Source organism: Klenkia marina (genome assembly GCF_900101025.1).
Taxonomy (GTDB): Bacteria; Actinomycetota; Actinomycetes; order Mycobacteriales; family Geodermatophilaceae; genus Klenkia; species Klenkia marina.
This window is the reverse complement of sequence record NZ_FMUH01000004.1, coordinates 247665-272426: the sequence shown is the minus strand read 5'-3', so window position 1 is coordinate 272426 and position 24762 is coordinate 247665. Positions and strand designations below refer to the sequence as shown.

Genomic DNA, 24762 nt, shown 5'->3' with positions numbered 1-24762 from the left:
GGCACGGAGGGGTGAGCGCGACGGTCGGTGGACCGACGCGCTAGTCGATGACTACGAGGAGGACGGGGCGCAGCACGGGGCTACTGTGCGCCGCCGGCACACGAACCGTCAACCACCACTTCCCACTGAGTGGGACGCAGCTTGGGACGGGGGTCGAGACGGGGGTCGGGACGACGGTCAGGCCGTCCCGACCCGGCCGACCTGCCCCGGCCACAGGTGGCCCCCGTCGCCGTCGAGCAGGGCCACCAGCGCCGGCAGCGTCAGCGGCCGGGACAGCAGGAAACCCTGGGCGTAGGCGCACCCCATGGCACGCAGCGCGGTCAGCTGGCTCGGGGTCTCGATCCCCACGGCGACGACGTCGATGCCGAGGTCGCGCCCGATGCCGACCACCGAGGCGCACAGCGCCCGTGCCTGCCGGTCCTTGTCGACGCGGGCCAGGAGCCCGCGGTCGAGCTTCACGACGTCGACCGGGGTGCCGGTGAGCTGGACCAGCGACGAGGAGCCGGCGCCGAAGTCGTCCAGGGCCAGGTGCACGCCCATGAGGCGCAGGGCGGCGTGGTCGGCGGCGACGGCTGCGCCCTCGACGGGAGCCGCGGAGCCGGTCAGCTCGACGACGAGGCGCTGGGCCGGGAAGCCGCTGGCGCGCAGGGCGCCCGCGACGTCGCGCACCAGCGTGCCGCTGGCCACGTGCACCGGCGAGACGTTGACGCCCAGCTGCAGGGGGACGCCGTGCTCGGGCAGGGCCGCCGCGGCGGTCATCGCCTCGGCGAACACCCAGCGCTGCAGGTCCCCCACCAGGCCGGCACGCTCGGCCAGCGGGATGAACTCCTCGGGCTCCAGCTCGCCGAACTCGGGGTGCTGCCAGCGGACGAGCGCCTCGACCCCGGTGACCCGCTGCGCGGTCAGGTCGACCACGGGCTGCCACACCAGAGTCAGCTCACCACGGGCCCGGGCACCGACGAGGTCGGCGCGCAGCCGTTCGCGGCGGTCTCGGGCGGCCCCCAGCGTCGGGACGTAGCGCTGCACCTGCCCGGGGCCGGCGAGCCCGGCCGCCCGCACGGCCAGCTCGGCCCGGTCCTGGACGGTGTCCACCGTCAGCCCGGCGACCAGGGGCACCAGGCCCACGGCCGCGCTGAGGTCGACGAGGCCCAGCTCGGTCACGACCGGCTGCTCGACCACGGTCAGGCAGCGGGCGGCGACGCGGTCGGGCTCGTCGCCCTCCCCGTGGGCGAGCACGGCGAACACCTCGGCGCCCACCCGGGCGACCAGGTCCTCGGCCCGCACCGTGGCCCGCAGGCGCCGGCCGACCTCGACCAGCGCGAGGTCGACCACGTGTCGCCCCATGTTCTCCCGGGCGTCGTCGAGGCCCTCGACCTCGAACAGCAGCAGCGACACGGCCGGCTGGTCGCCGGCTGCGGCGAGCTCCTCGGTCAGGGCCATGACGTGGGCGGCCCGGTTGGGCAACCGGGTGACGGGGTCGGCGTAGGCCAGCGAACGCAGCTGGTCCTCGGCGTGCAGCCGCACGGTGACGTCGCGGCAGTGCAGCACGAGCGCCCCGACCGAGGGGTCCGAGCGCAGATCGGTCACGCCGGCCTCCCATGCCCGCCAGCTGCCGTCGGCGGCGGGCAGCCGGAAGCTGCACAGCCCACCGGGCCCGCGGTGGTCGCCGTCGGCCAGCCAGGCGCGCACGGTCTCGACGTCCTGCGGGTGCACGCGGTCGGTGACCGGGCGCCCGAGCAGCGGCCGGCCGGCCGCCTCGGCGGGGTCGGCCAGGGCAGGGGCGGCCCACGTGACGACGCGGTCGTCGTCGAGCACCAGGACGGCGTCGCTGCTGGCGCGCACCAGGTTGCGGAACCACGCCTCGCTGCGGGCGAGCCGACCGGCGAAGCGGACCTCCTCGCCGACGACGACGGCACGGTGCACGGCCGTGAGCAGCAGACCCAGCGCGACGGCGACGAGGGCCGCCGGCGTGGGCGTGCCCACGAGGAAGGACGAGGCGAGCAGGGACACGGCTGCGGTCAGCATCACCGCGTGCGGCAGCAGCTGGCCGGCCAGGGTGATGCCGAGGACCAGCCTGCCCTCGCCGGCGGCGTCCGCGGTGGCGTCGGGGGCGGCGGGGCCCTGGTGCGGGCGCTCACCGGGGTCGCCGGCGGCGGCCAGGCACAGCAGGGCCAGACCGACCACCGTCAGGGCGCGCCCGGTCAGCGAGACGGGGCCGAAGGCACCCGCGGAGCCGACCAGCCCCAGGCAGCTGGACACGGCCAGCGCCCCGAGGCCGGCCAGCGTGGTGGCGCCGGTGGTGCGACGGCGGTGGCCGGCCGCGGCGACGAAGGTGAGCCCGGAGCCGAGCAGCAGCGTGGCGGCCAGGCAGCTGGCCTCCAGGGCCCACCGGGACGCCGGCCCCGGCGACAGCTCGCGGACCAGCGGGCCCACCACGAGGACCTGGGCGAGGACGAAGGCAGCGGTGCAGAAGAGGGTGCTCTCCACCAGCAGCCGCACCCCGCCGGCGCGCAGCCGGGTCCGGCCCAGCAACGAGAGCACGGCGCAGGCGCCGACCAGGTGGGGCAGCACGGAGGCGGCGGTGCGGGCGGGGTCGGCCCCGCCCGGGTGCGGCGAGACCACCTCGGCGGCCACCGTGGCGGCCACCCCCAGGGCGATGGCCAGGGCGACCAGCCGCCAGCCCCGCCCGACCCGGCAGGTGCGCCGTCCGGCCCGGGCGACGCCGACGGCGGCGAGCACCGCGGCGACCAGCACGACCGCGTCGGCGACCGGCCGGCGCAGGTCGGCGGGCAGCAGGGCGACGCCGCAGAGCGCGAGGAGCAACAGCACTGCCACGAGTGCTGTCCTGCGCCGGATGCGGTCCACGCGGTCGAGATCGGCAGCAGGCGGCGCCGGCCACAGCCCGGCGCCGCCGACCTCACCCCATCGGGGCGAGCGGCGGTCAGCCGCAGACGGCCCCGCCGGCGGCCGACCCGACCAGCTTGGCGTACTTGGCCAGCACGCCGCGGGTGTAGCGGGGCGCCGGGGGCGCCCAGCCCTCGCGCCGGCGGGCCAGCTCCGCGGCGTCGACGTGCAGGTCGAGCGTGCGGGCGGCGAGGTCGAGGACGATGCGGTCGCCGTCGCGCACGAAGGCGATCGGTCCGCCGTCGGTGGCCTCGGGGGCGATGTGGCCCACGCACAGGCCCGTGGTCCCGCCGGAGAAGCGGCCGTCGGTGAGCAGCAGGACGTCCTTGCCGAGGCCGGCGCCCTTGATCGCGCCGGTGACGGCGAGCATCTCGCGCATGCCCGGGCCGCCGCGGGGCCCCTCGTAGCGGATGACGACGACGTCGCCGGGGCGCAGCGTGCCCTCGGTGACGGCGTCCATCGCCCCGGCCTCGCCGTCGAACACCCGGGCGGTGCCGTCGAAGACCTCGGCGTCGAAGCCCGCGCTCTTGACGACCGCACCCTCGGGCGAGAGCGACCCGCGCAGGATCGTGAGCCCGCCGGTGGGGTGGATCGGGTCGTCCATCGCGCGGATGATCGCGCCGTCGGGGTCCTGCGGGCCGATGTGCGCCAGGTTCTCGGCCATCGTGCGCCCGGTGACGGTCAGGCAGTCCCCGTGCAGCAGACCGGCGTCCAGCAGCGCCTTCATGACGACCGGGATGCCGCCGATGCGGTCGATGTCGGTCATCACGAACCGGCCGAAGGGCTTCACGTCGGCCAGGTGCGGCGTGCGGTCACCGATGCGGTTGAAGTCGTCGAGGGTGAGATCGACGTCGGCCTCGTGCGCGATGGCCAGCAGGTGCAGCACCGCGTTGGTCGAGCCGCCCAGCGCCATGACCACGGTGATGGCGTTCTCGAAGGCCTTCTTGGTCATGATGTCGCGGGCGGTGATCCCCCGGCGCAGCAGCTCGACCACGGCCTTGCCCGACTCCACGGCGTAGCCGTCGCGGCGCCGGTCGGGGGCCGGCGGGGCGGCGCTGCCCGGCAGGCTCATGCCCAGCGCCTCGGCCACGCTGGCCATCGTGTTGGCGGTGTACATGCCACCGCACGCACCCTCGCCGGGGCAGGTGGCCTTCTCGATCTCGGTGAGCTCCTCGCGGGTGATCTTCCCGGCCGCGCAGGCGCCGACGCCCTCGAACACGTCGATGATCGTGAGGTCGCGGTCGCCGAGCTTGCCCGGCATCGTCGCGCCGGCGTACAGGAACACCGCGGCGAGGTCGAGGCGGGCGGCGGCCATGAGCATCCCGGGCAGCGACTTGTCGCAGCCGGCCAGCAGCACCGAGCCGTCCAGGCGCTCGGCGAACACGACGGTCTCGACCGAGTCGGCGATGACCTCGCGGGACACCAGCGAGGCACGCATGCCCTCGTGGCCCATCGAGATGCCGTCGGAGACGGAGATGGTGCCGAACTCGAGCGGGAAACCACCGGCCTCGTGCACGCCGGTCTTCACGGCCTTGGCCAGCCGGTCCAGGCTGAGGTTGCAGGGGGTGATCTCGTTCCAGGACGACGCGACGCCGATCTGCGGCTTGGCGAAGTCGTCGTCGCCCATGCCCACGGCTCGCAGCATCGCCCGGGCGGGGGCGCGGTGGTCGCCCTCGGTCACCTCGTGCGAGCGGGGCTTGATCGACGGGGCGGGGGCGACGTCCTCACTGGTCACGGCCGCCGATGGTAGGCCGGTCTGGGACCATGGCCGGCGTGGCCACCGCACGGATGAGGATGAGCCGGGTCGCCCTGCTCCCGGTGCTGGTGTTCGCCGCCTGCACGTTGCCCGTCGCCGCGGCGGCCTGGTGGGGCCCGGTGGTCCTGCTCCTGCCGGCGCTGGCCGCGGCCTGGGTGCTGCGGGTCGGGGTGGACGTGGGGCCGGCCGGCATCACGCCGCGCACGCTGCTGCCGGGCAGCACGGTTCCGTGGGACGAGGTCGCCGGCCTGCGGGTCGGCGAGGGGCAGGAGCTGTACGTGGTCCGCACCGCGGGCACCGAGACCAAGCTGCCCGTCGTCCGGGCCCGCGACCTCCCGCGCCTGGCCGCCCTCTCCGGCGGCCGCATCCCCGACCCCACCGCCTGATCCGGCGCCGAGCGCCCCGCGCACGGTCGTCCTGCGGCCCCGCCCGGGGTCCCGGACCGCGGGCAGCGGGACGGCGGGGTCCCCCTAGTAGGCGTCCACGACGTTCTGCAGGGGGCCGCCGTCGAGCACGCGCTGCAGCTGGTGGGCGACCGCGGCGAACGCACGGTCGCCGGTGTCGGGCACCGAGCCGGCCACGTGCGGGGTCAGCAGCAGCCCCGGGGCCGACCACAGCGGGTGCCCCTCGGGCAGCGGCTCGGGCTCGGTCACGTCGAGCGCGGCGCGCAGCCGGCCGGCGGTCAGCTCGACGAGCAGGGCGTCGGTGTCCACCACGACCCCGCGGGCGGCGTTGACCAGCAGGGCGTCGTCCTTCATGGCCGCCAGGAACGCGGCGTCCACCAGCCCGACCGTCTCGTCGGTGACCGGGACGAGCACCACCACGACGTCGGCGTCGGGCAGCAGCTCGGGGAGCTCGGCGGTGGACCGGACGTCGTCGCGGGCGGTGCGGGCGACGTAGGTCAGGTCCACGTCGAACCCGGCGAGCATGCGGCCCACCGTGCGGCCGATGTCACCGGCACCGACCACGAGCACGCGGGCGCCCACCATCGAGTGCGCGGTGCCCGGCGTCCAGCGGCCGGCGTCCTGCTCCCGGGTGAAGTGCGGTAGGCCCCGCTGCGCGGCGAGCGCGGCCGCGACCACCCACTCGGCGGTCGCCGGGGTGTGCGCGCCACGGGCGTTGCAGAGCACGACGCCCTCGGGCAGCCGGCCCACGAACCTCTCCGCCCCCGCGCTCATGAGCTGCACCAGCTGCAGGTCGGGCAGGCCGCCGAGGAAGCCGTCCGGGATGCCCGACCCGCCGGCGGGGACCCAGACCTGCGCCCGCGCGGCGTCGCCGGTGGGCGGCCCGTCGGCGGGGTCGACGCGGTGCGCCCGGACGCGCGGGGACAGCTGCTCCAGGTGCGCGCCCAGGGACCGGGAGGGCACCAGCACGTGCAGGTCGGCGTCGGCGGGCAGGTCGATCACGGGGTTGTCGGGCACGGCTCCCGACGGTAGGGGCGCACCCCTCGCACGGCGATCCGGGGCGCCCGCAGTCGGTACCGTGGGACCGGTGACCCCGCGGACGCGTGCACTGGTGGCGGCCGCGGCGTGCCTGGTCCTCACCGGGTGCGGCGGCGGCTACACCCCCAGCGGCCCGTTCCGCGCCCAGCAGGAGGAACCGGGCCCCCAGGTCGGCCCGCCCCCGGAGGACGCACCGGCGCCGCGCCCGGGCGACCCCTCCACACCCGGCACCGACCAGCAGACCGAGGGCGACCCGAACGTGCTGGCCACCGGCCTCGCCGTCCCGACCGGGATCGTCCTGCTGCCCGACGGCACCGGCATCGTGGCCGAGCGCGAGACCGGCCGGCTGCTCCAGGTCTTCCCCGACCGCTCCCCCGCCCGCGAGCGGATGATCGTGCCCGGCGTCGACACCTCCGGCGAGGGCGGTCTGCTGGGCCTGGCGCTGTCGCCCACCTACGCCGAGGACGGCCTGCTCTACGCCTACCTGACCACCGCCACCGACGCCCGGGTGGTGCGCTTCCCGCTCGGCGGCACGCCCAACCCGGTGGTCACCGGCATCCCGCGCGGCGAGGTGCACAACGGCGGCGGCCTGGTGTTCGGCGTCGACGGCACGATGTACGTCGGCACCGGCGACACCGGGGCGACCACCACGGCGCAGGACCCGGCGTCGCTGGCCGGCAAGGTGCTCGCCTACGACGTCTTCGGCCAGCCGGTGGGCGCCACCCCGGTGTACAGCTCGGGGCTGTCCGACGTCCGGTCGCTGTGCCTGGGTGCCGACGGCACCGTCTACGCCACCGACGACTCAGCCACCGGGCCCGATGAGCTCAACCGGCTGACGCCCGGGGGCGACTACGGCTCCCCCGTGCCGCTCGCGGGCAGCACGGCCGCCGTCCTCACCGTCCCCGGCGAGACCGGCGGGCTGGCCGGCTGCGCCATCTCGGGCAGCTTCGTGTTCCTCGGCGCCCTCGAGGGCCGGCAGGTCGTGCTCACCCAGCTGGGTCCCGACGGCGTCCCCGTGGGCGACCCGGAGCCGTTCCTGGCCGACCAGTACGGCCGGTTGCGCACCGTCGTGATCGACGCGGAGGGCGCGCTGTGGATCACCACGTCCAACACCGACGGCGCCGGGACACCGGCCGCCGACGACGACAAGGTGCTCCGCATCCAGCCCCCGGCGTCGGACCAGAGCAGCCCGCTGTAGCACGGTCGCCCGGTTCGGTGCAGTGGCTGCACCGAACCGGTCAGCCGAGGACGCGCTCCTCGAGCATCCGGCGGACGGTGGCTGCATCGGCCTTGCCGCGGGTCTCCTTCATGACCGCGCCGACCAGCGCCCCGAGCGCGGCGACCTTGCCGCCGCGCACCTTCTCCACGACCTCGGGGGCGCCGGCGATGGCGGCGTCGACGGCGGCGCCGAGCTCGTCGGACTCCCCCATCACGGCCAGGCCGCGGCTGTCGACGACCTGCTGCGGCGAGCCCTCGCCGGCCAGCACGCCGTCGAGCACCTGGCGGGCCAGCTGGTCGTTGACCGTGCCGGCGACGACCAGCGCGCACAGCTCGGCGACCTGGGCCGGGGTGATCGCCAGCTCGGCCAGCTCGACGCCGTCGTCCTTGGCCCGGCGGGAGAGCTCGCCGAGCCACCACTTGCGGGCGTCGGCCGGGTCGGCGCCGGCGGCGACGGTGTCGGTGACCAACCCGAGGGCGTCGGCGTTGACCAGCCAGGCCATCTCGGTGTCGGACAGGCCCCACTCCTCGCGCAGCCGGGCGCGTCGGGCCGCCGGCAGCTCGGGCAGCGCGGCGCGCAGCTGCTCGACCCACGCGGCGTCCGGGGCGATGGGCACGAGATCGGGCTCGGGGAAGTACCGGTAGTCGGTGGCCTCCTCCTTGCTGCGCCCGGCCGAGGTGGACCCGGTGTCCTCGTGGAAGTGCCGGGTCTCCTGCAGGATGCGAACCCCGTCGTCGAGCAGGGCGGCCTGGCGGCGCATCTCGTAGCGCACCGAGCGCTCGACCGAGCGCAGGGAGTTCACGTTCTTGGTCTCGGTGCGCGTGCCCCACTCCAGCGACCCGACCGGGGCCAGGGAGGTGTTGACGTCGCAGCGCAGGTTGCCCTGCTCCATGCGCACCTCGGAGACGCCGAGGGCGAGCAGGATCTCGCGCAGCTCGGCCACGTACGCGCGCGCGACCTCGGGGGCCTTCGCGCCGACGCCGGGCACCGGGCGGGTGACGATCTCGACGAGCGGGATGCCGGCGCGGTTGAAGTCGACCAGCGAGTGGTCGGCCCCGTGGATGCGCCCGGTGGCACCACCGACGTGCAGGTTCTTGCCGGTGTCCTCCTCGAGGTGCACCCGCTCGATCTCGACCCGGTAGGTCTCGCCGTCGACCTCGACGTCGAGGTGCCCCGCGGTGCAGAGCGGCTCGTCGTACTGCGAGGTCTGGAAGCCCTTGGGGATGTCCGGGTAGAAGTAGTTCTTCCGCGCGAACCGCGACCAGGTGGCGATCCGGCAGCCCAGGGCGAGCCCGATGCGGATCGTGTCCTCGATGGCGGTGGCGTTGGCCACCGGCAGCGCGCCGGGCAGGGCCAGGCACACCGGGCAGGTCTGGGTGTTGGGCTCGGCGCCGAAGGTGGTGGCGCAGCCGCAGAACATCTTCGAGGCGGTGCCGAGCTCGACGTGGGTCTCCAGGCCGAAGACCGGCTCGTACCGGGCGACGACGTCGTCGAACTCGAGCAGACGGTCGGTGCTCACTGCAGGTCCTTCTTCCGCTGGGTGTCCCGGGCCTCGGCCCGACCGGTGACGACGGCGCCGACCGCGGTGAGCACCCCCAGGACGATGAAGACGGCGAACACGGCGCGGCCGGTGGTGGCCCACAGCACGACGCCGGCGAGGACGACGAACGCGGTCAGGCCCCACGCGGCCTTCAGCGCGCCGCTCACGACCGGGCCGCCAACTGGTCGAGGAACCGACCGCCGCGGGCGGCGTCCTGGGCGGCCTCGAGCGCGGCGGCGACCCGGTAGCAGCGGTCGTCGGCCATGGCCGGGGCCATGACCTGCAGGCCGACCGGCAGGCCCTCGCTGAGCCCGCACGGCACCGAGATGGCCGGCAGGCCCGCCAGACTGGCCGGCAGGGTGCACAGGTCGGCGGCGTACATGGCCAGCGGGTCGTCGACGCGCTGGCCGATCGGGAACGCCACGATCGGCGAGGTCGGGCTGACCAGGACGTCGACGTCGGCGAAGGCCGAGGCGAAGTCGCCGCCGATGAGCGTGCGCACCTTCTGCGCCTGCCCGTAGTAGGCGTCGTAGTAGCCGGCCGACAGGGCGTAGGTGCCCAGGATGATGCGGCGCTTGACCTCGGGCCCGAAGCCCTGGGCGCGGGTCGCGGCCATGACCTCGTCGAGGTCGCGGCTGCCGTCGTCGCCGACCCGCAGGCCGTAGCGCACGCCGTCGAAGCGCGACAGGTTGCTCGACGCCTCGCTGGGGGCGATCAGGTAGTAGGCCGCCAGCGCCAGGTCGAAGCTGGGGCAGGAGACCTCGCGGACCTCGGCGCCCAGGGCTCGCAGCTGCTCGACCCCGGCCCGGAAGGCGGCCAGCACACCGGGCTCGTAGCCGTCGGTGTGGCCGTCGCCGCCGAGCTCGCGGACGACGCCCACGGTGACCCCGGACAGGTCGCCGGTGGCCCCCTGCCGGGCGGCCTCCACGTAGGGCGCCGCGGGGGCGTCGATGGAGGTGGAGTCGCGGTGGTCGTACCCGCCGATGACCTCGTGCATGAGGGCGGCGTCGGCGACGGTGCGCGTCATCGGCCCGGCCTGGTCGAGGCTGGAGGAGAACGCGATCAGCCCGTAGCGGGACACCGAGCCGTAGGTGGGCTTGTGGCCGACCAGCCCGGTGACCGCGGCCGGCTGCCGGATCGAGCCGCCGGTGTCGGTGCCGATCGACCAAGGCGCCAGGAACCCGGCGACCGCGGCGGAGGACCCACCGGAGGACCCGCCGGGGATGCGGTCGTGGTCCCACGGGTTGCGGGTCGGACCGTAGGCGGAGTTCTCGGTGGAGGAGCCCATCGCGAACTCGTCCATGTTGGTCTTGCCCAGCAGCACGGTGCCGGCGGCCTTCAGGCGCTCGGCCACGGTCGCGTCGTAGGGCGGTCGCCAGCCCTCGAGGATCTTCGAGCCGCTGGTGGTGGGTACGCCGTCGGTGACGACGACGTCCTTGAGCGCGACCGGGACCCCGGCCAGTGCACCGAGCTCCTCGCCCGCGGCTCGGCGTCGGTCGACGTCGGCGGCGGTGGCGAGCGCGGTCTCGCCGTCGACGTGCAGGTAGGAGTTCAGCGCGCCGTCGCGGGCGGCGATGGCGTCGAGGTGGGCCTGGGTGACCTCCACGGCGCTGGTGCTGCCGTCGGCGAGGGCGGCGCGCAGCCCGGTGACGTCGAGGCGGGTGAGGTCGGTGCTCATGCTTCTTCCTGCAGGATGCGCGGCACCCGGAACCGGTCGTCCTCCGCCGCCGGCGCACCGGCGAGCACCTGCTCGCGGGGCAGGCTGGGGGTGACGACGTCGGGGCGGTGCACGTTGGTGAGCGGGACGGCGTGCGTGGTCGGCGCGACGTCGGCGGTGGGGGCGTCCTGCACACGGGCCACGGCCCCCAGCACGACACCGAGCTGACCGGCGTAGAGGTCGAGCTCCTCGTCGCTGACGGCGAGGCGGGACAACTGCGCCAGGTGCGCGATGTCGTCCCGGGAGAGGCTGCTGCTGTCCGTGCTCATGCGGCTGTGGCGCTCCGTCGCTGATCGGGGGCGGTGCGGGGGTGGTCGGCGGGGCCGATCCCGACCGTCCACTCTACGGGGACCGTGCGTGACGCCCCGCCGCGCACGGGATTGGCTTCCCGGGCCCGGGATGGGGCAGGCTGTCGGCGTCCCTCGATCGACGGCGATCGGCACCCGGTCGGCCCCCGTGCTCCGACCACGTCTGCGGAGGATTGCCGTGTCCTACCTGTTGCGGCTGGTCGTGCCCGACCGCCCCGGCATCCTGGGGGCCGTCGCCACGGCCCTGGGCCGGGCGGGCATCGACATCGTGTCGGTCGACGTGCTCGAGCGCGGCAACGGCGTGGCCGTCGACGACATCGTCGTCGAGCTCGCCGAGGACCGGGTGGCCGACAGCCTGATCACGGCGGTCACCACGGTGCCGGGGGTGGTCGTCGAGTCGCTGCGCCCGTTCGCCGGTCAGCTGGACACCTACCGCGAGCTCGAACTGCTGGAGTCGTTGGGCCGGGCCGACGGCGGCACCCAGCAGCTGCTGGCCGACGGGCTGCCCCGGGTGCTGCACGCCGGCTGGGCCGCGGTGCTGGTCGGCAGCGGGGACGGCGCCGCCGTCGTGGCCGCCTCCCCGGCCGCACCGGGGCTGGACGGGGTGCCCCTGCCCTGGCTGCCGCTGGCCGCACCGGCCCTGCTGCCCAGCGAGGGCGCGTGGGTGCCCGAGCTGTGGCGGGACATGGCGGTGGAGATGATGGCCGTGCCGTACGACGGCGACGCGGCGGTGCTGCTGGGTCGCTCGGGCGGGCCGGCGTTCCGCCGGTCCGAGCTGGCCCGGCTGGCCCACCTGCTCGGCATCGCCGCGACCGTCACCCGCCTGCCCCCGACCTGAGGGTCAGGCCCCCTCCCGCGCAGCCGGCTCGGGCCCGGCGACCTTCTCGGGCTCGGACCCACCGGCCTTCTCGGGGGCGGGCCCGGCGGCCTCCCCGGCGCCCTCGGGGTCTGTCTCGGCGGGCGGCTCGGTGCCGTCACCGATGGTCGCGACCTCGCGGGCGGCGTCGGGGCCCTGCTCGAGCAGCACGGCGAAGCCGTCGTCGTCGAGGACCGGCGCCTTGACCTGCACGGCCTTGTCGTACTTGCTGCCCGGGTCGGCGCCGACCACGACGAAGCCGGTCTTCTTCGACACCGATCCGGTGACCTTGCCGCCGCGCTGCTGGATGGCGGCGATGGCCTGGTCGCGGCTGTGGTCGCGCAGCGAGCCGGTGACGACGACGGTGACACCGGTCAGCGGGCCGGGGCCGGCGTCGGAGGCCTCGTCCTCCATGCGCACGCCGTCGCGGCGCCACTTCTCCACGACGCCCAGGTGCCAGTCGACGGCGAACCAGTCGCGCACGGCCGCCGCGATGGTGGGGCCGACCCCGTCGGCCGCGGCCAGCTCCTCCTCGGTGGCCGCCATCAGCCGGTCCATCGAGCGGAACTCGCGGGCCAGCGCCTGTGCGGCGGTGGGGCCGACGTGCCGGATGGACAGCCCGACCAGCACGCGCCAGAGCGGGACGTCCTTGCGGGTCTGCAGGTTGGTCAGCAGCCGCTGGCCGTTGGCCGACAGCGAGCCGTCCTTCTTGGTGAAGAAGTCGGCCTGCAGCAGTTGCTCGGCGGTGAGGGAGAAGACGTCGCCCTCGTCGGCCAGCAGCCCGCTGGCCAGCAGCGAGGTGGCCGCCTCGTAGCCGAGCACCTCGATGTCGAAGGCCCCCCGGCCGGCGACGTGGAACACGCGCTCGCGCAGCTGGGCCGGGCAGGACCGTGCGTTGGGGCAGCGGATGTCGGCGTCGCCCTCCTTCTCGTGCCGCAGCTCGGTGCCGCACTCGGGGCAGTGCGAGGGCATGACGAACGGGACCTCGTCGCCGGTGCGCACGTCGACGACCGGGCCGAGGATCTCGGGGATGACGTCGCCGGCCTTGCGGATGACGACGGTGTCGCCGATGAGCACGCCCTTGCGCTCGACCTCGCTGGCGTTGTGCAGAGTGGCCAGCTGCACGGTCGACCCGGCGACCTTGACCGGCTCCATGTAGCCGAAGGGGGTGACCCGGCCGGTGCGCCCGACGTTCACCCGGATGTCCAGGAGCTTGGTGGTGGCCTCCTCGGGCGGGTACTTGAACGCGATCGCCCACCGCGGGGCCCGGCTGGTGGAGCCGAGCCTGCGCTGCAGGGCGACCTGGTCGATCTTGACCACGACGCCGTCGATCTCGTGCTCGACGGAGTGCCGCTGCTCGCGGTAGCGCTCGATGTAGGCCCAGACGGCCTCGAGGTCGGGCACCACCTCGTAGCGCTCGCTCGTGGGGAGGCCGAACGCCTTGAGCTTCTCGTAGGCCTCGGACTGGCGCTCGAGCTCGAAGCCGGTGCGCGCACCGATGCCGTGCACGAGCAGGCGCAGCGGCCGGCTGGCGGTGACCCGGGGGTCCTTCTGCCGCAGCGACCCGGCTGCGGCGTTGCGCGGGTTGGCGAACGGGGCCTTGCCGGCCTCGACCTGGGCGGCGTTCACCTCGGCGAACGCGGCGACCGGGAAGTAGACCTCGCCGCGGACCTCGACCAGCTCGGGCACGTCGTCGCCGGAGAGCTGCTGGGGGACGTCGGCCATCGTGGCGACGTTCGCCGTGACGTCCTCGCCGGTGGTGCCGTCGCCCCGGGTCGCCGCCCGCACGAGCCGACCGTGCTCGTAGACCAGGTCGATGGCCAGGCCGTCGATCTTGAGCTCGCAGAGGTACCCGGCACCGGCGGCGCCGTCGCGGTCGGCGCGGGCGGCCCAGGCCGACAGCTCGTCGGAGCTGAACGCGTTGTCCAGGCTCTGCATGCGCTCGAGGTGGGTCACCGGGGAGAAGGTGGCGCCGAAGCCGCCGTTGACCTTCTGGCTCGGCGACTCGGGCGTGACCAGCGCCGGGTGCTCGCCCTCCAGCGTCTTCAGCCGGCCCATCAGCTCGTCGTACTGGCCGTCGCTGACGAGCGGGGCGTCCTTGACGTAGTAGGCGAACGCCAGCCGGTCGAGCTCCTCGGACAGCTCGCGGTGCTCCTCGCGGGCGGCCTCGGGCACCTCGGTGACGTCGGCGCGCTCGGTCGCGGCCGTGACGTCGGGGGTGTCGGTGGTCTCGACGTCGCCGGACTCGGCCTCGGTGCTCACGGTCGGAGACGGTATCCGGGCCCACCGACAAGAAAACTCAGTCCGGCAACAGGTACCTGGCCGCCTCGCGGACGTGGGCCATCGCCGCTCGGGCGTGGGCCGGGGACGCCCCGGCCAACCCGCAGGTGGGGGTCAGCGTCACTGCGGTGTGGAGCTGCTCGGCGGGGAAGCCCAGCTCGCTCCACCAGGCCTGCAGCCGGGCCGCGGTCACCTTGGGCGCGGGCAGCACGGCGTCGGTGCCGGGCACGACGCCGAGCAGCAGGTGCGTGCCCCCGTCGACCGCGGTGCCGATCGCGTCGAGGTCGCGCACGAGCGAGTGGTCGAACGAGAGGGCCTCGGCGCCGGCCGCCCGCAGCAGGGTCAGCGGCACCCGCGGCGCGCAGCAGTGCACCACCGTCGGGCGGTCGAGGTCGGCGAGGAAGCGGGTGGTCTCCTCCAGCACGACCTGCTCCTCGACGGCCGGCAGCTTGCCGAAGCCGCTGGCGGTCGGCAGCCCGCCCTGCAGCACGGCCGGCAACGACGGCTCGTCGACCTGGACGACGACGGTGGCGCCCGGGACACGGGCGGCGACCGCTGCGGCGTGCGCCCGCAGGCCCTCGGCGAGGGACTGGGCCAGGTCCCGGCGGGCCCCGGGGTCGACGACGGCCCGGTCGCCGCGGCTGCGCTCGAGCGATGCGGCCAGCGTCCAGGGGCCGGCGGCGGAGACCTTGAACGGGCCGGTCCAGTCACCGGCGACGTCGTGCAGCGCGTCGAGGTCGCGGGCCAGGAACTCCTGCGCACGGCGCAGGTCGTGACCCGGGCGGGGCACCAGGCGCCAGCCGGCCGGGGTGAGGTCGACCGCGACGTCGACCAGCAAGGCCGCCGTGCGACCCACGATGTCGGCACCGGCGCCACGCGCAGGCAGCTCCGGGAGGTGGGCGAAGCCGGGCAGCTCCCCCACGACCAGCCGCACGGCCTCGGCCGGGTCGACGCCCGGCAGCGAACCGACGCCCGAGGCCGGCCCCCACGGTGACGTGGGGACCGGCCTCGGGTCGGTGGTGCCGGAGGTGCTGTCGTGCTCGGGACTACCGGGTGACGCCACGCCCGCGACGGTAGCCCGCCGCGGTGGCGACCCCGCCGGCCAGCAGCAGGCCGACGCCGAGCACGGTCAGCTGCCCGGTGGCGGCACCGGTGTTCGCCAGCTGCCCCGCGGCGATGCCGTTGCCCGGGTGCGCGACCGGCTGGGTGCCCGGCGCAGGCGTGCCCGGGGTGCCGGTGCCCGGGTCAGGCGTGCCCGGGGCAGCGGTGCAGGTGTACCCGGCCGCGGCGACGCCGAGGGCGCCGCTGATCCCGGTGGCGGTGGCGGTCCCGCCGTTGTCGCCACCGCTGCCCCCACCGGCCGGCGGCGCGAGCGGCGCGGTCGCCCAGGTGCTGTTGTCCACCTTCGTCGCGTGGACGCCGTTCGGCGTGCCGGCTGCGCCCGAGACGGGCACGTAGTTCGGGTTGCGGTCGAGGAAGTCGATGAAGGTGTCGACGTCGACCGGGCCGGTGACCGGCTCGGTCCCGAGCGTGAAGGCGGAGAAGCTGTCACCGCCGGTGGCCAGGAACGAGTTCATGACGACCCGGTAGGTGGCGGTTGCGCTGACCGTGGCGAAGTCCTGCGCCGGCGTCGCGGGGTCGTCGATCTGGATCGAGGCGGGGTCGACGCGGTCGTAGGGCGCCCGGGCCAGGTCGTAGCTGTAACGGAACCCCTCCGACGTGCCCATGAACAGCTGGGTGCTGCGGGCCGGCGTGATGAACTGCTGCTCGAGCACGAGCCGCAGCTGCTCACCGGTCAGCGTCACGGCGTTCACGTAGTTGCCGAAGGGCTGCACGGTGAACGCCTCGTTGTAGGTGACCGGGCCCTGGTCGATGTTCGCCCGCACCCCGCCCGGGTTCATGAACGCGACGACGGGCGCCCCGCCGTAGCTGGCTGTGCCGTCCTCGTAGGCGCCGGACGGGTCGTCGCGCAGTGCCTCGAGCTGGGCCTGGGCGATGGTGTTGGCCAGCGGGGACTCCGACGTGCGGGCGGAGTCGCGGTTCAGCGGGGCGGACGTGCTGCCGACCTGCTGGTTGCCGACCGTCGCCGCCTTCGCCACCCAGTAGTCGACGATGGCCTGGGTCGGCGCGTCGTCGGGCAGGGACTGCAGGACCGGCACGTTGGTGGCGGTGTAGGTGCCGCAGAGCCGGTCGACGTCGCCGGTGGCGCCGTCGATGACGAACCGGATGTCACCGAGCTCGCGGCCGTAGAAGCCTGCCTGGGCGACCAGGCGGGGCTGGCCGGCCGGGTCGGCGAGGTAGCAGCTGTAGTTCTGGTGGGTGTGCGCCGAGAGCACGATGTCGACCGCAGCGCTGGTGCGGTTGTTGATGTCGACGATCGGGCCGGTCAGCTGACCGCACCCGGACACCTGTGCGGGCGTCTCGGGGGTACCGCCCTCGTGCACCAGGGCCACGATGGACTGCACGCCCTGACCCTGCAGCACGGCCGCCCACCGGTTGATGGCCTCGGCCTCGTCGATGAAGTCGACGTCGGCGATCCCCGTGGGCGCGACGATGGTGTCGGTGGTCTCGGTGACCACGCCGATGACGCCGACCCGCTGGCCGCCACCGACCTCGAGGATCTCGTAGGGCGGCAGCATCGGCGTGGTCGTGCCCTTGACCACGACGTTCGCGGCCAGGTAGGGGAAGTCCGTGCCGGCGAACCGCTGGCCCTGGCTGTCGGGGAAGCAGTAGTCGGAGGGCAGCCCGACGTCGGCGCACGCCTGGATGCCGTCGGTGTACGTGCCGTCGGTGGCGCCGGAGATGCGGCGCAGCTCGTCGGTGCCGCGGTCGAACTCGTGGTTGCCGACCACCGAGACGGCCATGCCCATGGAGTTGAGGACCTCGATGGTGGACTCGTCGCGGAAGGCCGCCGACTCGAACGGGGACGCGCCGACGAGGTCACCCATGCCGATCAGTGCCGACGAGTCCGCCGTACCCCCGGCCGCGGTGAACGAGGCTCGCGCCTGGCCGACGGCGGTGGCGATGTTGCCCGCGCCGCCGACCAGCGTCGCCTGGCCGTCGAGGGTGATCTGGCCGTCGCGGTTGTCGGCCGCGGGCGTCGCGATGCGCCCGTGGAGGTCGTTGACCGTGAGGAACTGGACCGGGACGTCGGCCGGGGCCGGCGCCGCGGATGCCGTCCCGGGAAGGACGACGAGGCCGGCGGACGCGATGAGCGTCGCGGCGAGGGTGAGGCGCGTTCGGCGCAAGGGTCCTCCAGGGCCCGGAGCCCCATCTCGACCCTGGGTGACGGATCGGTCACGGAGCATGACTAAGTAGCTCGGCGAACCATCTCGCCGTTCGCGAACCTAGCCCGGGCCCGTGACGAAACCAAGGGGCTGCTGTGAACCGATGCCCGTCGTTCACCGGATGGAAATGCGGCCCGCCCGCACCGCCCGCGTCCGGGCGCACGGGACCAGCATTTGCGGACCCGCGCGGACCCGCGCGGACCCGCGCGGACCCGCGGTGTCGTGGTGTCGATCTGTCGACTTCTCGACTCAGACGGTCGAGCGGGCCCCGGCGCGCAGCACTGCGGCCTGACCCAGCACCCGGTCGCCGCGCTCGGCGTCGGGCTCGTACAGCACCGCGGACTGCCCGGGGGCCACACCGCGCTGGGTGGTGTGCAGGGCGATCACCAGCCCGCCGTCGTCCTCGGTCACCGTGCACGGCACCGCCGCCCCGTGGGCGCGCAGCTGCACCTGGGCCTCCAGCGGCCACGCCGGGACCGGGCCGGCCCAGGTCGGGGTGCCGGTGCGGACCTCGTCGACCCCGGTCTGCTCGGCCGTGCCGACCGTGACCGTGCGCGTCACCGGCTCGATGCCGAGCACGTAGCGCGGACGCTGGTCGCCGACCGCGATGCCCAGGCCCTTGCGCTGCCCGATGGTGAAGCCGTGGGTGCCCCGGTGCTCCCCCACCACGGCTCCCGTACCGGCGTCGACCACCGGTCCGGGCGCCTCGCCCAGCCGGCGGTCGAGGAACCCGCGGGTGTCGCCGTCGGGGATGAAGCAGATGTCGTGGCTGTCGGGCTTCGTCGCCACCGCGTAGCCGCGCTCGGCCGCGATCTCGCGCACGCGGTCCTTGGTCATCGAGCCCAGCGGGAACACCGCGCCGGCCAACTGCCGCGCCGTGAGCACGCCGAGCACGTAGCTCTGGTCCTTGGCGGCGTCGACCGAGCGCCGCAGCTGCCCGTCGGCCAGCCGGGCGTGGTGGCCGGTGACGACCGCGTCGAAGCCCAGCGCCTGCGCCCGGTCCAGCACCGCGGCGAACTTGATCTTCTCGTTGCAGCGCAGGCAGGGGTTGGGCGTCCGGCCGGCGGCGTACTCGGCGACGAAGTCGTCGACGACGTCCTCGGCGAACCGGTCGGCCATGTCCCACACGTAGAACGGGATGCCGAGCTCGGCGGCGACCCGGCGGGCGTCGTCGGCGTCCTCGACGCTGCAGCAGCCCCGCGAGCCGCTGCGCAGCTGGGCGCGCTGCTGCGAGAGGGCGAGGTGCACGCCGGTGACGTCGTGCCCGGCCTCGACCGCCAGCGCGGCGGCCACCGCGGAGTCGACACCGCCGCTCATCGCGGCGATCAGCCTCACGCCGACCGCCGCCCCAGCCCGGCGCGGCGGGCGCGCTCGACCACCGGGGCGATGACCGCCAGGACGGCGTCGACGTCGGCGTCGGTGGAGGTGTGGCCGAGGCTGAACCGCAGCGAGCTGCGGGCGCGGTCGGGGTCGGCGCCGGCGGCCAGCAGCACGTGGCTGGGCCGGGCGACACCGGCGCTGCAGGCCGAGCCGGTGGAGCACTCGATGCCGTTGGCGTCGAGCAGCATCAGCAGTGCGTCGCCCTCGGCGCCGGGGAAGGACAGGTGCGCGTTGCCGGGCAACCGCCCCGGTCCGCCGGCCACGACGGAGTCCAGCGCCGGGCCGTTGAGCTGCACGTCGGGCACCAGCTCGACCACACCGGCGACCAGGCGGTCGCGCAGCGCGGCGACCCGGGCCGCACGCTCGACCCGGCCGGCGACGCTCGTGGTGGTGGCGACGGCGAGCGCGGTGATGGCGGCGACGTCGAGGGTGCCCGAGCGGACGTCGCGCTCCTGGCCGCCACCGTGCAGCAGCGGGGTGCAGTCGGCGTCGCGGCGCAGCACGAGCACCCCGGCACCCATCGGCCCGCCCAGCTTGTGGCCGGTCATCGTGAGGGCGTCGACGCCGCTGGCCGCGACGTCCACCGGCACCTGCCCGACGGCCTGCACGGCGTCGGTGTGGATCGGGACGCCGACCGCGTGCGCGGCCGCGGCCAGCGCGGTGAGGTCGCTGACGGCACCGATCTCGTTGTTGGCCCACATGACGCTGGCGACCGCGACGTCCTGGCCGTCGCCCAGCGCCTCGGTGAGCGCCGCGGCCGTGACCTCGCCGGTGGGCGCCACGTCGAGCCAGGTGACCTGCGCGCCGTCGTGCTCGACCAGCCACTCGACGCTGTCCAGGACGGCGTGGTGCTCGGCCGGGCTGACCACGATGCGGGTGCGCCGGGGGTCGGCGTCGCGCCGGGCCCAGAACATGCCCTTGACCGCGAGGTTGTCGCTCTCGGTGCCCCCGCCGGTGAACAGCACCTCCGACGGCCGGGCGCCCAGCGCCTCGGCGAGCTGCTCGCGCGCCTGCTCGGCCGTGCGGCGTGCGGCGCGGCCGCTGGCGTGCAGCGAGGAGGCGTTGCCGACCCGGGCGAGCTGCTCGGCCATCGCGGCGATCGCCTCGGGCAGCATCGGGGTGGTCGCCGCGTGGTCGAGGTAGGTCATGACGCCGCCAGGGTAGTCGCGCCCGCCCGCGCGCCGGCCCCGTCGTCCACCGCACGGCAGCGCCCGGCCACCAGGGCGCCGAGCACGGCGACGCCGGTCAACCCGCCGACCGCGGCCAGGACGGCGGCGGTGAGCGGCAGGGACCCGGCCGTCGCGGCGGCGAGCAGGACGCCGACGGCGCCGATGCAGACCGCGCTGCCGGTGACGTCGGCGATCTGCAGGGACGCCGAGTCCGCACCCCGCCGGTGCTCGGGCGACTGCTCCAGCAGCAGCACGCCGACGCTGCTCATGCCCAGCCCCATGCCGGTGCCGGCCACCGCCCAGGTCACGTAGGTGGCCCAGCCGTGCAGCCCCGGGACGGCGACCAGCGCGGTGCCGGCCACCCCGACGGTGACGAGCACGAAGCCGGCCTGCAGCAGCCGCACCCGGGAGAGGTCGGGCCGACGCCCCTGCAGCGCCGAGGCCAGCGACCAGCCGAGGGCCGCAGCGGTCAGCGGCACCCCGGCCGTCGTGGCCGGGTAGCCGTGCAGCGTGGTGAGGGAGAACGGGATCAGGGACTCGACCCCGAAGAACGCCCCGGCCAGCAGGCCCCGGGACGCCACGACCGAGGGCAGGCCCCGGGCGGCGCGGCCCGTGCCGCGCGGCAGCAGCCGGCCGAGGCCGACTAGCAGCGCGGCCAGCCCGACCACCGCGATCGGGACGGCGACCAGGTCCAGCCGCTGGCCGGCGTACTGCAGCGCCCCGACGCCGACGCCGCTGAGCACCGCCCACCACCGCCGCCCGGGGCCCCCGCCGCCGGGTGCCGACGGCGCAGTGAGGCTCCGCAGGGCCGGGAGCACGAGCGCCAACCCGACGACCACCAGCGGCAGGATGCCCAGGAACACCAGCCGCCAGGTTGCCGCAGCGGTCAGCACCCCGGCGACGAGCGGCCCCACCAGCGCCGGCACCACCCACGCCGCGGACAGCGCGCCGAACAGCGCCGGCCGCAGCCGGGCCTCGTAGGCCGCGCCGGCCACGACGTAGATCGAGACCGAGATCAGCCCGCCGCCGAGGCCCTGCACCGCCCGGCCGAGCACGAACAGCGCCATGTCCGCCGCCAGGCCCGCGGCCAGCAGACCGGCTGCGAACACCGCGACACCGGCCAGCAGGGCAGCGCGGGGGCCTCTGCGGTCGCCGACCTCTCCCCCGACCACCATGCCCACGACCTGGGCGACCAGGAAGGCGGTGAACGGCCAGCCGTACCAGGCCAGCCCGTCGAGCTCGGTGACCGCGGTCGGCATGGCCGTGGCGACCGCCATCGCCTCGAAGGCCACGAACGTGACCAGCACCAGCAGCCCGGTGGTGGTCGACCGGTGCCGCCGGTCGAAGACGCCCGGTCCGCTCACCCCGGGGGCAACCCGCCGGCTGCCGGAGACCTTCCCGGCAGCAGCGCCCGGACGGCGTCGATCGTGTCGGCGTCGGCGGGGCCCCTGTCGGGTCGGTAGCGCAGCACCCGGGCGAACCTCAGCGCGACACCACCCGGGTAGCGGGGGCTGCGCTGCACGCCGTCCAGCTCGATCTCGACCACGAGCTCGGGGCGCAGGGTCACCGCGCCCCCGTCGGTCGCGGTGACGAGGTCGGGGAAGGTGCGGGTCTGCCACGCGAGCAGCTCGTCGGTCATGCCCTTGAAGGTCTTGCCGACCATCACGGGCTCGCCACCGTCGGGGTCGCGCGCGCCGAGGTGGATGTTCGACAACGAGCCGGTGCGCCGGCCGTAGCCCCACTCGGCCCCGATGACCACGAGGTCCAGGGTGTGCACCGGTTTGACCTTGCGCCAGGCGCTCCCCCGCCGTCCCGCGGCGTAGGTGCTGGACAGCGTCTTGACGACGACGCCCTCGTGCCCGGCGGCGAGCGCGTCGGCCTGGAACGCCGCGGCTTCCTCGGGGGTGGGTCGGGGGACCCCGGGCATGCGGTGCGCCGCCGCGACCCGGGCCAGCGCCTCGTGCCGGGCCGACAGCGGCTCGTCGACCAGGTCGGCGCCGTCGACGTGCAGGCAGTCGAAGAAGAACGGGCGCAGCAGCAGCTGCCCGGCGTCGGCGCCGAACCGGGCAACGGTCTCCTGGAACGGGCGCGGGCGGCCGTCGTCGGTGAGCGCGAGCGTCTCGCCGTCGAGCACCAGCCGCCGGGCGGGCAGCCCCCGGACGACGGCGACGAGCTCGGGCACCCGCGCGGTGATCTCCTTCAGGCTGCGGGTCCACACGCGCACGTCGTCGCCGTCCTTGTGCACCTGGATCCGGGCGCCGTCCATCTTCTGCTCGACCACGACGTCCCCCTCACCCAGCGCGTCGGCGAGGTCGTCGGCCGGCGAGGCCAGCATCGGCCGCAGCGGGCGGCCGACCTCCAGGCGGACGGCCTCGAGCGCGAGGACGCCCCCGCCCAGGGCGAGCTCGGCGACCGCGGGCAGCTCGCCGGACAGGAAGAAGGCCCGGCGGACGACGGCCGCGGGCGCGTCGGCGGCCGCGGCGACGGCGTCGAGCACGACGCCCTCCAGCGCCCCGTGCCGCAGCTCGCCGCCCAGCAGGCGGAGGAGGAACGACTGCTCGTCGGCGGTGGCGGCGCCGAACAGGTCGGCCAGCAGCCCGCCGCGACGGGCCGTGGAGCCGGCGCCGGAGACGGCGGCGAGCTCGTCGAGCGCGGTCTCGACGGCGACGACGGCGAGGGTGGGCTCGGCGGCGGGCGGGGCGTCGACGCCGGACAGGGTGCGCCAGCCGGCGCCGAGCTTGCCCTGGCGCGGGGCACCCGAGAGCCACGCGGTGACCGGGCCGACCTCGTCGGGGGCGGCTGCACGGAGCAGCTGGGCCACCGCGGCGCTCTTCGCCGTCCGGGCGCGGGTGGCGCCGACCGCGGCGGAGGTGGACACGACGTCGGCGAGCAGCACCGGCCCATCGTCGTCCGGTGCGGCCCGGAACGCAGAAGTCCGTCCTGGCTCACCGGTGCCGGTGAACCAGGACGGACCCGTGACTCGCTGGAACGGCCCCCTCGCAGGGTCCCGGGCCGCGCGGAGCGTGGTCTGGGGGGCGAGGGGGTCCTTCTCCTATTTGCGCGCGGTGATCTGCTGCGTCGCGGCGGGGACGACGGTGTTCAGGTCGCCCACGACGCCGAAGTCGGCCAGCTCGAAGATCGGCGCCTCGGGGTCCTTGTTGACCGCGACGATGTTCTTCGAGGTCTGCATGCCGGCCCGGTGCTGGATCGCCCCGGAGATGCCCACCGCGATGTAGAGCTGCGGCGACACCGTCTTGCCGGTCTGCCCGACCTGGAACGAGTGCGGGTAGAAGCCCGAGTCGACCGCCGCGCGCGAGGCGCCGACGGCCGCGCCGAGGGAGTCGGCCAGGCCCTCGATGACGGAGAAGTTCTCCGCCGAGGCCACGCCACGGCCACCGGAGACCACGATGGCGGCCTCGGTGAGCTCGGGGCGGTCGGACTTCTGCTCGACCACCCGGTCGACCACGCGGGTCTGCTTGGCGGCGTCGGAGATCGAGACCGTGATGGCCTCCTCCTCGGCCGCGCCGGCCGCGGGCTCGGGAGTGACGGAGTTGCCGCGCAGGGTGTAGATCGGGGTACCGGTGGTGACCTTCGAGTGCACGATGGTCGCGCCGGCGAAGGCCACCTGGGTGGCGGTGCCGTCGGCGGCGATCTCGGTGACGTCGGTCAGGAACCCCGAGCCGGTCTTGATCGCCAGGCGACCGGCGACCTCCTTGCCCTCGGGCGTGGAGGGGATGACCACGGCGGCCGGGGCCTTGTCCGCCACCAGCTGCGCCAGCACCTCGGCCTTGGGGGCCACCAGGTAGGCGTCGATCTCGTCGGACTCGCCGACGTAGACCTTGGCGGCGCCGTACTCGGCGAGGGCGTCCTTCACCGTCGCCGCGGTGCCGGGCGCACCGAGGACGACGGCCGAGGGCTCGCCGAGCGCACGGGCGGCGGTGAGCGCCTCGAGGGTGGTCTTGCGGACACCGGAGCCGTCGGGGGCGACCTCGACCAGGACCAGGACTTCAGCCATTGCTCTTCTTCTCTCCTTCGTCGCTGGTCGGGGTCAGACGATCTTCTGGGCGGCCAGGTAGCCGACCAGCTTCTCGGCGCCGTCGCCCTCGTCGGTGACCTTCACGCCCTCGCCCTTGGGCGGGCGGCCGGCGAAGTCGAGCACCTGGCTGGTGGCGGTGGCCAGGCCCACGGAGCCTGCGTCGACGCCCAGGTCGGCCAGCGACTTGGTCTCCACCGGCTTCTTCTTGGCGGCCATGATCCCCTTGAAGGAGGGGTAGCGCGGCTCGTTGATGGTGTCCCAGGTGCTGACGATGGCCGGCGTCTGCGCCTCGAGGGCCCAGAAGCCGCCGTCGGTCTGCCGCTCGACCTTGAGGGTGGACCCCTCGACGGTGAGCTTGCGGGCACCGGACAGGTGCGGGACGCCCAGGCGCTCGCTCAGCAGGGCCGGCATGACCGAGACCTGGCCGTCGGTGGACTCGGCGCCGCAGATCACCAGGTCGTACTCCATCTGCGCCAGCGCCGCGGCGATGACCGCCGAGGTCTGCACCGCGCACGACCCGTGGATCGCGTCGTCGGTGACGTGCACGGCCTTGTCCGCACCCATCGACAGGGCCTTGCGGATGGCGTCGGTGGCGCCGGCGGGGCCGACGGTCAGCACGGTGACCTCACCGCCCTGCGACTCCTTGACCGTCAGCGCCTCCTCGATGGCGTACTCGTCCATCTCGTTGATGACGTTGTCGGCGCTGGCACGGGCGACGGTGTTGTCCGAGCTGTCCAGCGCACGCTCGCTGCCGGAGTCGGGGACCTGCTTCACAAGAACGACGATGTTCATCGCACCTCCGCGGGTGGTCTCGGGGTTGCGGGCGCGGGGCCCGCACACGCACTGATCGTCCACGTTACTCGTGGGT

Annotated in this window: 19 protein-coding genes; 3 read left to right on the top strand and 16 right to left on the bottom strand. The window is 75.0% G+C overall.

The genetic code is table 11. The features are described 5' to 3' along the window. Nucleotides 1-177: 177 nt before the first annotated feature. Both BLP29_RS13725 and ilvD read right to left on the bottom strand, forming a co-directional pair. Nucleotides 178-2835: a putative bifunctional diguanylate cyclase/phosphodiesterase gene (locus tag BLP29_RS13725; RefSeq protein ID WP_133379167.1), complete on the bottom strand. Its 2658-nt coding sequence runs from the start codon at nt 2833-2835 to the stop codon at nt 178-180. Between the two features lie 106 nt (nt 2836-2941). After that, nucleotides 2942-4639 carry a dihydroxy-acid dehydratase gene (gene ilvD / locus BLP29_RS13720; protein WP_165839384.1) on the bottom strand — a complete coding sequence of 566 codons (1698 nt, stop codon included), beginning with the start codon at nt 4637-4639 and terminating at the stop codon, nt 2942-2944. A 38-nt stretch (nt 4640-4677) separates the two neighbouring features. On the opposite strand from ilvD, the gene BLP29_RS13715 reads away from it, so the two are divergent. Beyond that, complete coding sequence (locus BLP29_RS13715; RefSeq protein ID WP_207798495.1) at nt 4678-5046, top strand: PH domain-containing protein; 369 nt, start codon at nt 4678-4680, stop codon at nt 5044-5046. An 84-nt stretch (nt 5047-5130) separates the two neighbouring features. Here BLP29_RS13715 and BLP29_RS13710 read toward each other — a convergent pair whose 3' ends face one another. Further along, complete coding sequence (locus tag BLP29_RS13710) at nt 5131-6081, bottom strand: 2-hydroxyacid dehydrogenase (RefSeq protein WP_207798494.1); 951 nt, start codon at nt 6079-6081, stop codon at nt 5131-5133. 70 nt (nt 6082-6151) lie between these two features. On the opposite strand from BLP29_RS13710, the gene BLP29_RS13705 reads away from it, so the two are divergent. Then, nucleotides 6152-7300, top strand: a complete 1149-nt coding sequence (locus BLP29_RS13705; RefSeq protein ID WP_243469954.1) for a PQQ-dependent sugar dehydrogenase — start codon at nt 6152-6154, stop codon at nt 7298-7300. Between the two features lie 40 nt (nt 7301-7340). Here BLP29_RS13705 and gatB read toward each other — a convergent pair whose 3' ends face one another. From gatB to gatC, 4 genes are read right to left on the bottom strand one after another with little or no spacing between them, the layout of a single operon-like run. Beyond that, on the bottom strand, nt 7341-8840 hold the full coding sequence (gene gatB / locus BLP29_RS13700; RefSeq protein ID WP_092805359.1) for an Asp-tRNA(Asn)/Glu-tRNA(Gln) amidotransferase subunit GatB: 1500 nt from the start codon (nt 8838-8840) through the stop codon (nt 7341-7343). Further along, entirely contained in the window at nt 8837-9028 is a 192-nt protein-coding gene (locus tag BLP29_RS13695) for a hypothetical protein (protein WP_092805357.1), read from the bottom strand. The genes gatB and BLP29_RS13695 overlap by 4 nt, the downstream gene beginning before the upstream one ends. Further along, nucleotides 9025-10539 carry an Asp-tRNA(Asn)/Glu-tRNA(Gln) amidotransferase subunit GatA gene (gatA, locus tag BLP29_RS13690; protein ID WP_092805355.1) on the bottom strand — a complete coding sequence of 505 codons (1515 nt, stop codon included), beginning with the start codon at nt 10537-10539 and terminating at the stop codon, nt 9025-9027. Before gatA ends, BLP29_RS13695 begins: the two co-directional genes overlap by 4 nt. Then, the gene (gatC, locus tag BLP29_RS13685; RefSeq protein WP_092805353.1) at nt 10536-10847 is read right to left on the bottom strand and encodes an Asp-tRNA(Asn)/Glu-tRNA(Gln) amidotransferase subunit GatC; all 312 of its coding nucleotides are present in this window, start codon (nt 10845-10847) and stop codon (nt 10536-10538) included. Before gatC ends, gatA begins: the two co-directional genes overlap by 4 nt. 217 nt (nt 10848-11064) lie before the next feature. Between gatC and BLP29_RS13680 the strand changes: the two genes are divergently transcribed. Next, entirely contained in the window at nt 11065-11724 is a 660-nt protein-coding gene (locus BLP29_RS13680) for an ACT domain-containing protein (RefSeq protein ID WP_092805351.1), read from the top strand. A gap of 3 nt (nt 11725-11727) precedes the next feature. On the opposite strand, the gene ligA is transcribed toward BLP29_RS13680, so the two are convergent. The 9 genes from ligA to BLP29_RS13635 all read right to left on the bottom strand — a co-directional run bounded on the left by ligA (nt 11728) and on the right by BLP29_RS13635 (nt 24734). Continuing rightward, the gene (gene ligA / locus BLP29_RS13675) at nt 11728-14004 is read right to left on the bottom strand and encodes an NAD-dependent DNA ligase LigA (RefSeq protein WP_092805349.1); all 2277 of its coding nucleotides are present in this window, start codon (nt 14002-14004) and stop codon (nt 11728-11730) included. Nucleotides 14005-14041: 37 nt separating this feature from the next. Then, nucleotides 14042-15085: a methionine synthase gene (locus BLP29_RS13670; RefSeq protein WP_092805347.1), complete on the bottom strand. Its 1044-nt coding sequence runs from the start codon at nt 15083-15085 to the stop codon at nt 14042-14044. Then, nucleotides 15069-17270, bottom strand: a complete 2202-nt coding sequence (locus BLP29_RS13665) for a bifunctional metallophosphatase/5'-nucleotidase (protein WP_092805345.1) — start codon at nt 17268-17270, stop codon at nt 15069-15071. The genes BLP29_RS13670 and BLP29_RS13665 overlap by 17 nt, the downstream gene beginning before the upstream one ends. 288 nt (nt 17271-17558) lie before the next feature. Continuing rightward, nucleotides 17559-18644 (bottom strand): tRNA 2-thiouridine(34) synthase MnmA, encoded by a 1086-nt coding sequence (gene mnmA, locus BLP29_RS13660; RefSeq protein WP_207798493.1) that lies wholly within the window; start codon nt 18642-18644, stop codon nt 17559-17561. Then, nucleotides 18641-19837 (bottom strand): cysteine desulfurase family protein, encoded by a 1197-nt coding sequence (locus BLP29_RS13655; protein WP_092805343.1) that lies wholly within the window; start codon nt 19835-19837, stop codon nt 18641-18643. The genes mnmA and BLP29_RS13655 overlap by 4 nt, the downstream gene beginning before the upstream one ends. Beyond that, nucleotides 19834-21222, bottom strand: coding sequence for an MFS transporter (locus BLP29_RS13650; protein WP_092805341.1), 1389 nt, complete (start codon nt 21220-21222; stop codon nt 19834-19836). Before BLP29_RS13650 ends, BLP29_RS13655 begins: the two co-directional genes overlap by 4 nt. Continuing rightward, nucleotides 21219-22754 carry an ATP-dependent DNA ligase gene (locus BLP29_RS13645; protein ID WP_092805339.1) on the bottom strand — a complete coding sequence of 512 codons (1536 nt, stop codon included), beginning with the start codon at nt 22752-22754 and terminating at the stop codon, nt 21219-21221. Before BLP29_RS13645 ends, BLP29_RS13650 begins: the two co-directional genes overlap by 4 nt. Before the next feature lie 156 nt (nt 22755-22910). Beyond that, nucleotides 22911-23873: an electron transfer flavoprotein subunit alpha/FixB family protein gene (locus BLP29_RS13640; protein WP_092805337.1), complete on the bottom strand. Its 963-nt coding sequence runs from the start codon at nt 23871-23873 to the stop codon at nt 22911-22913. A gap of 33 nt (nt 23874-23906) precedes the next feature. Further along, on the bottom strand, nt 23907-24734 hold the full coding sequence (locus tag BLP29_RS13635) for an electron transfer flavoprotein subunit beta/FixA family protein (RefSeq protein WP_243469953.1): 828 nt from the start codon (nt 24732-24734) through the stop codon (nt 23907-23909). Nucleotides 24735-24762: the final 28 nt, after the last annotated feature.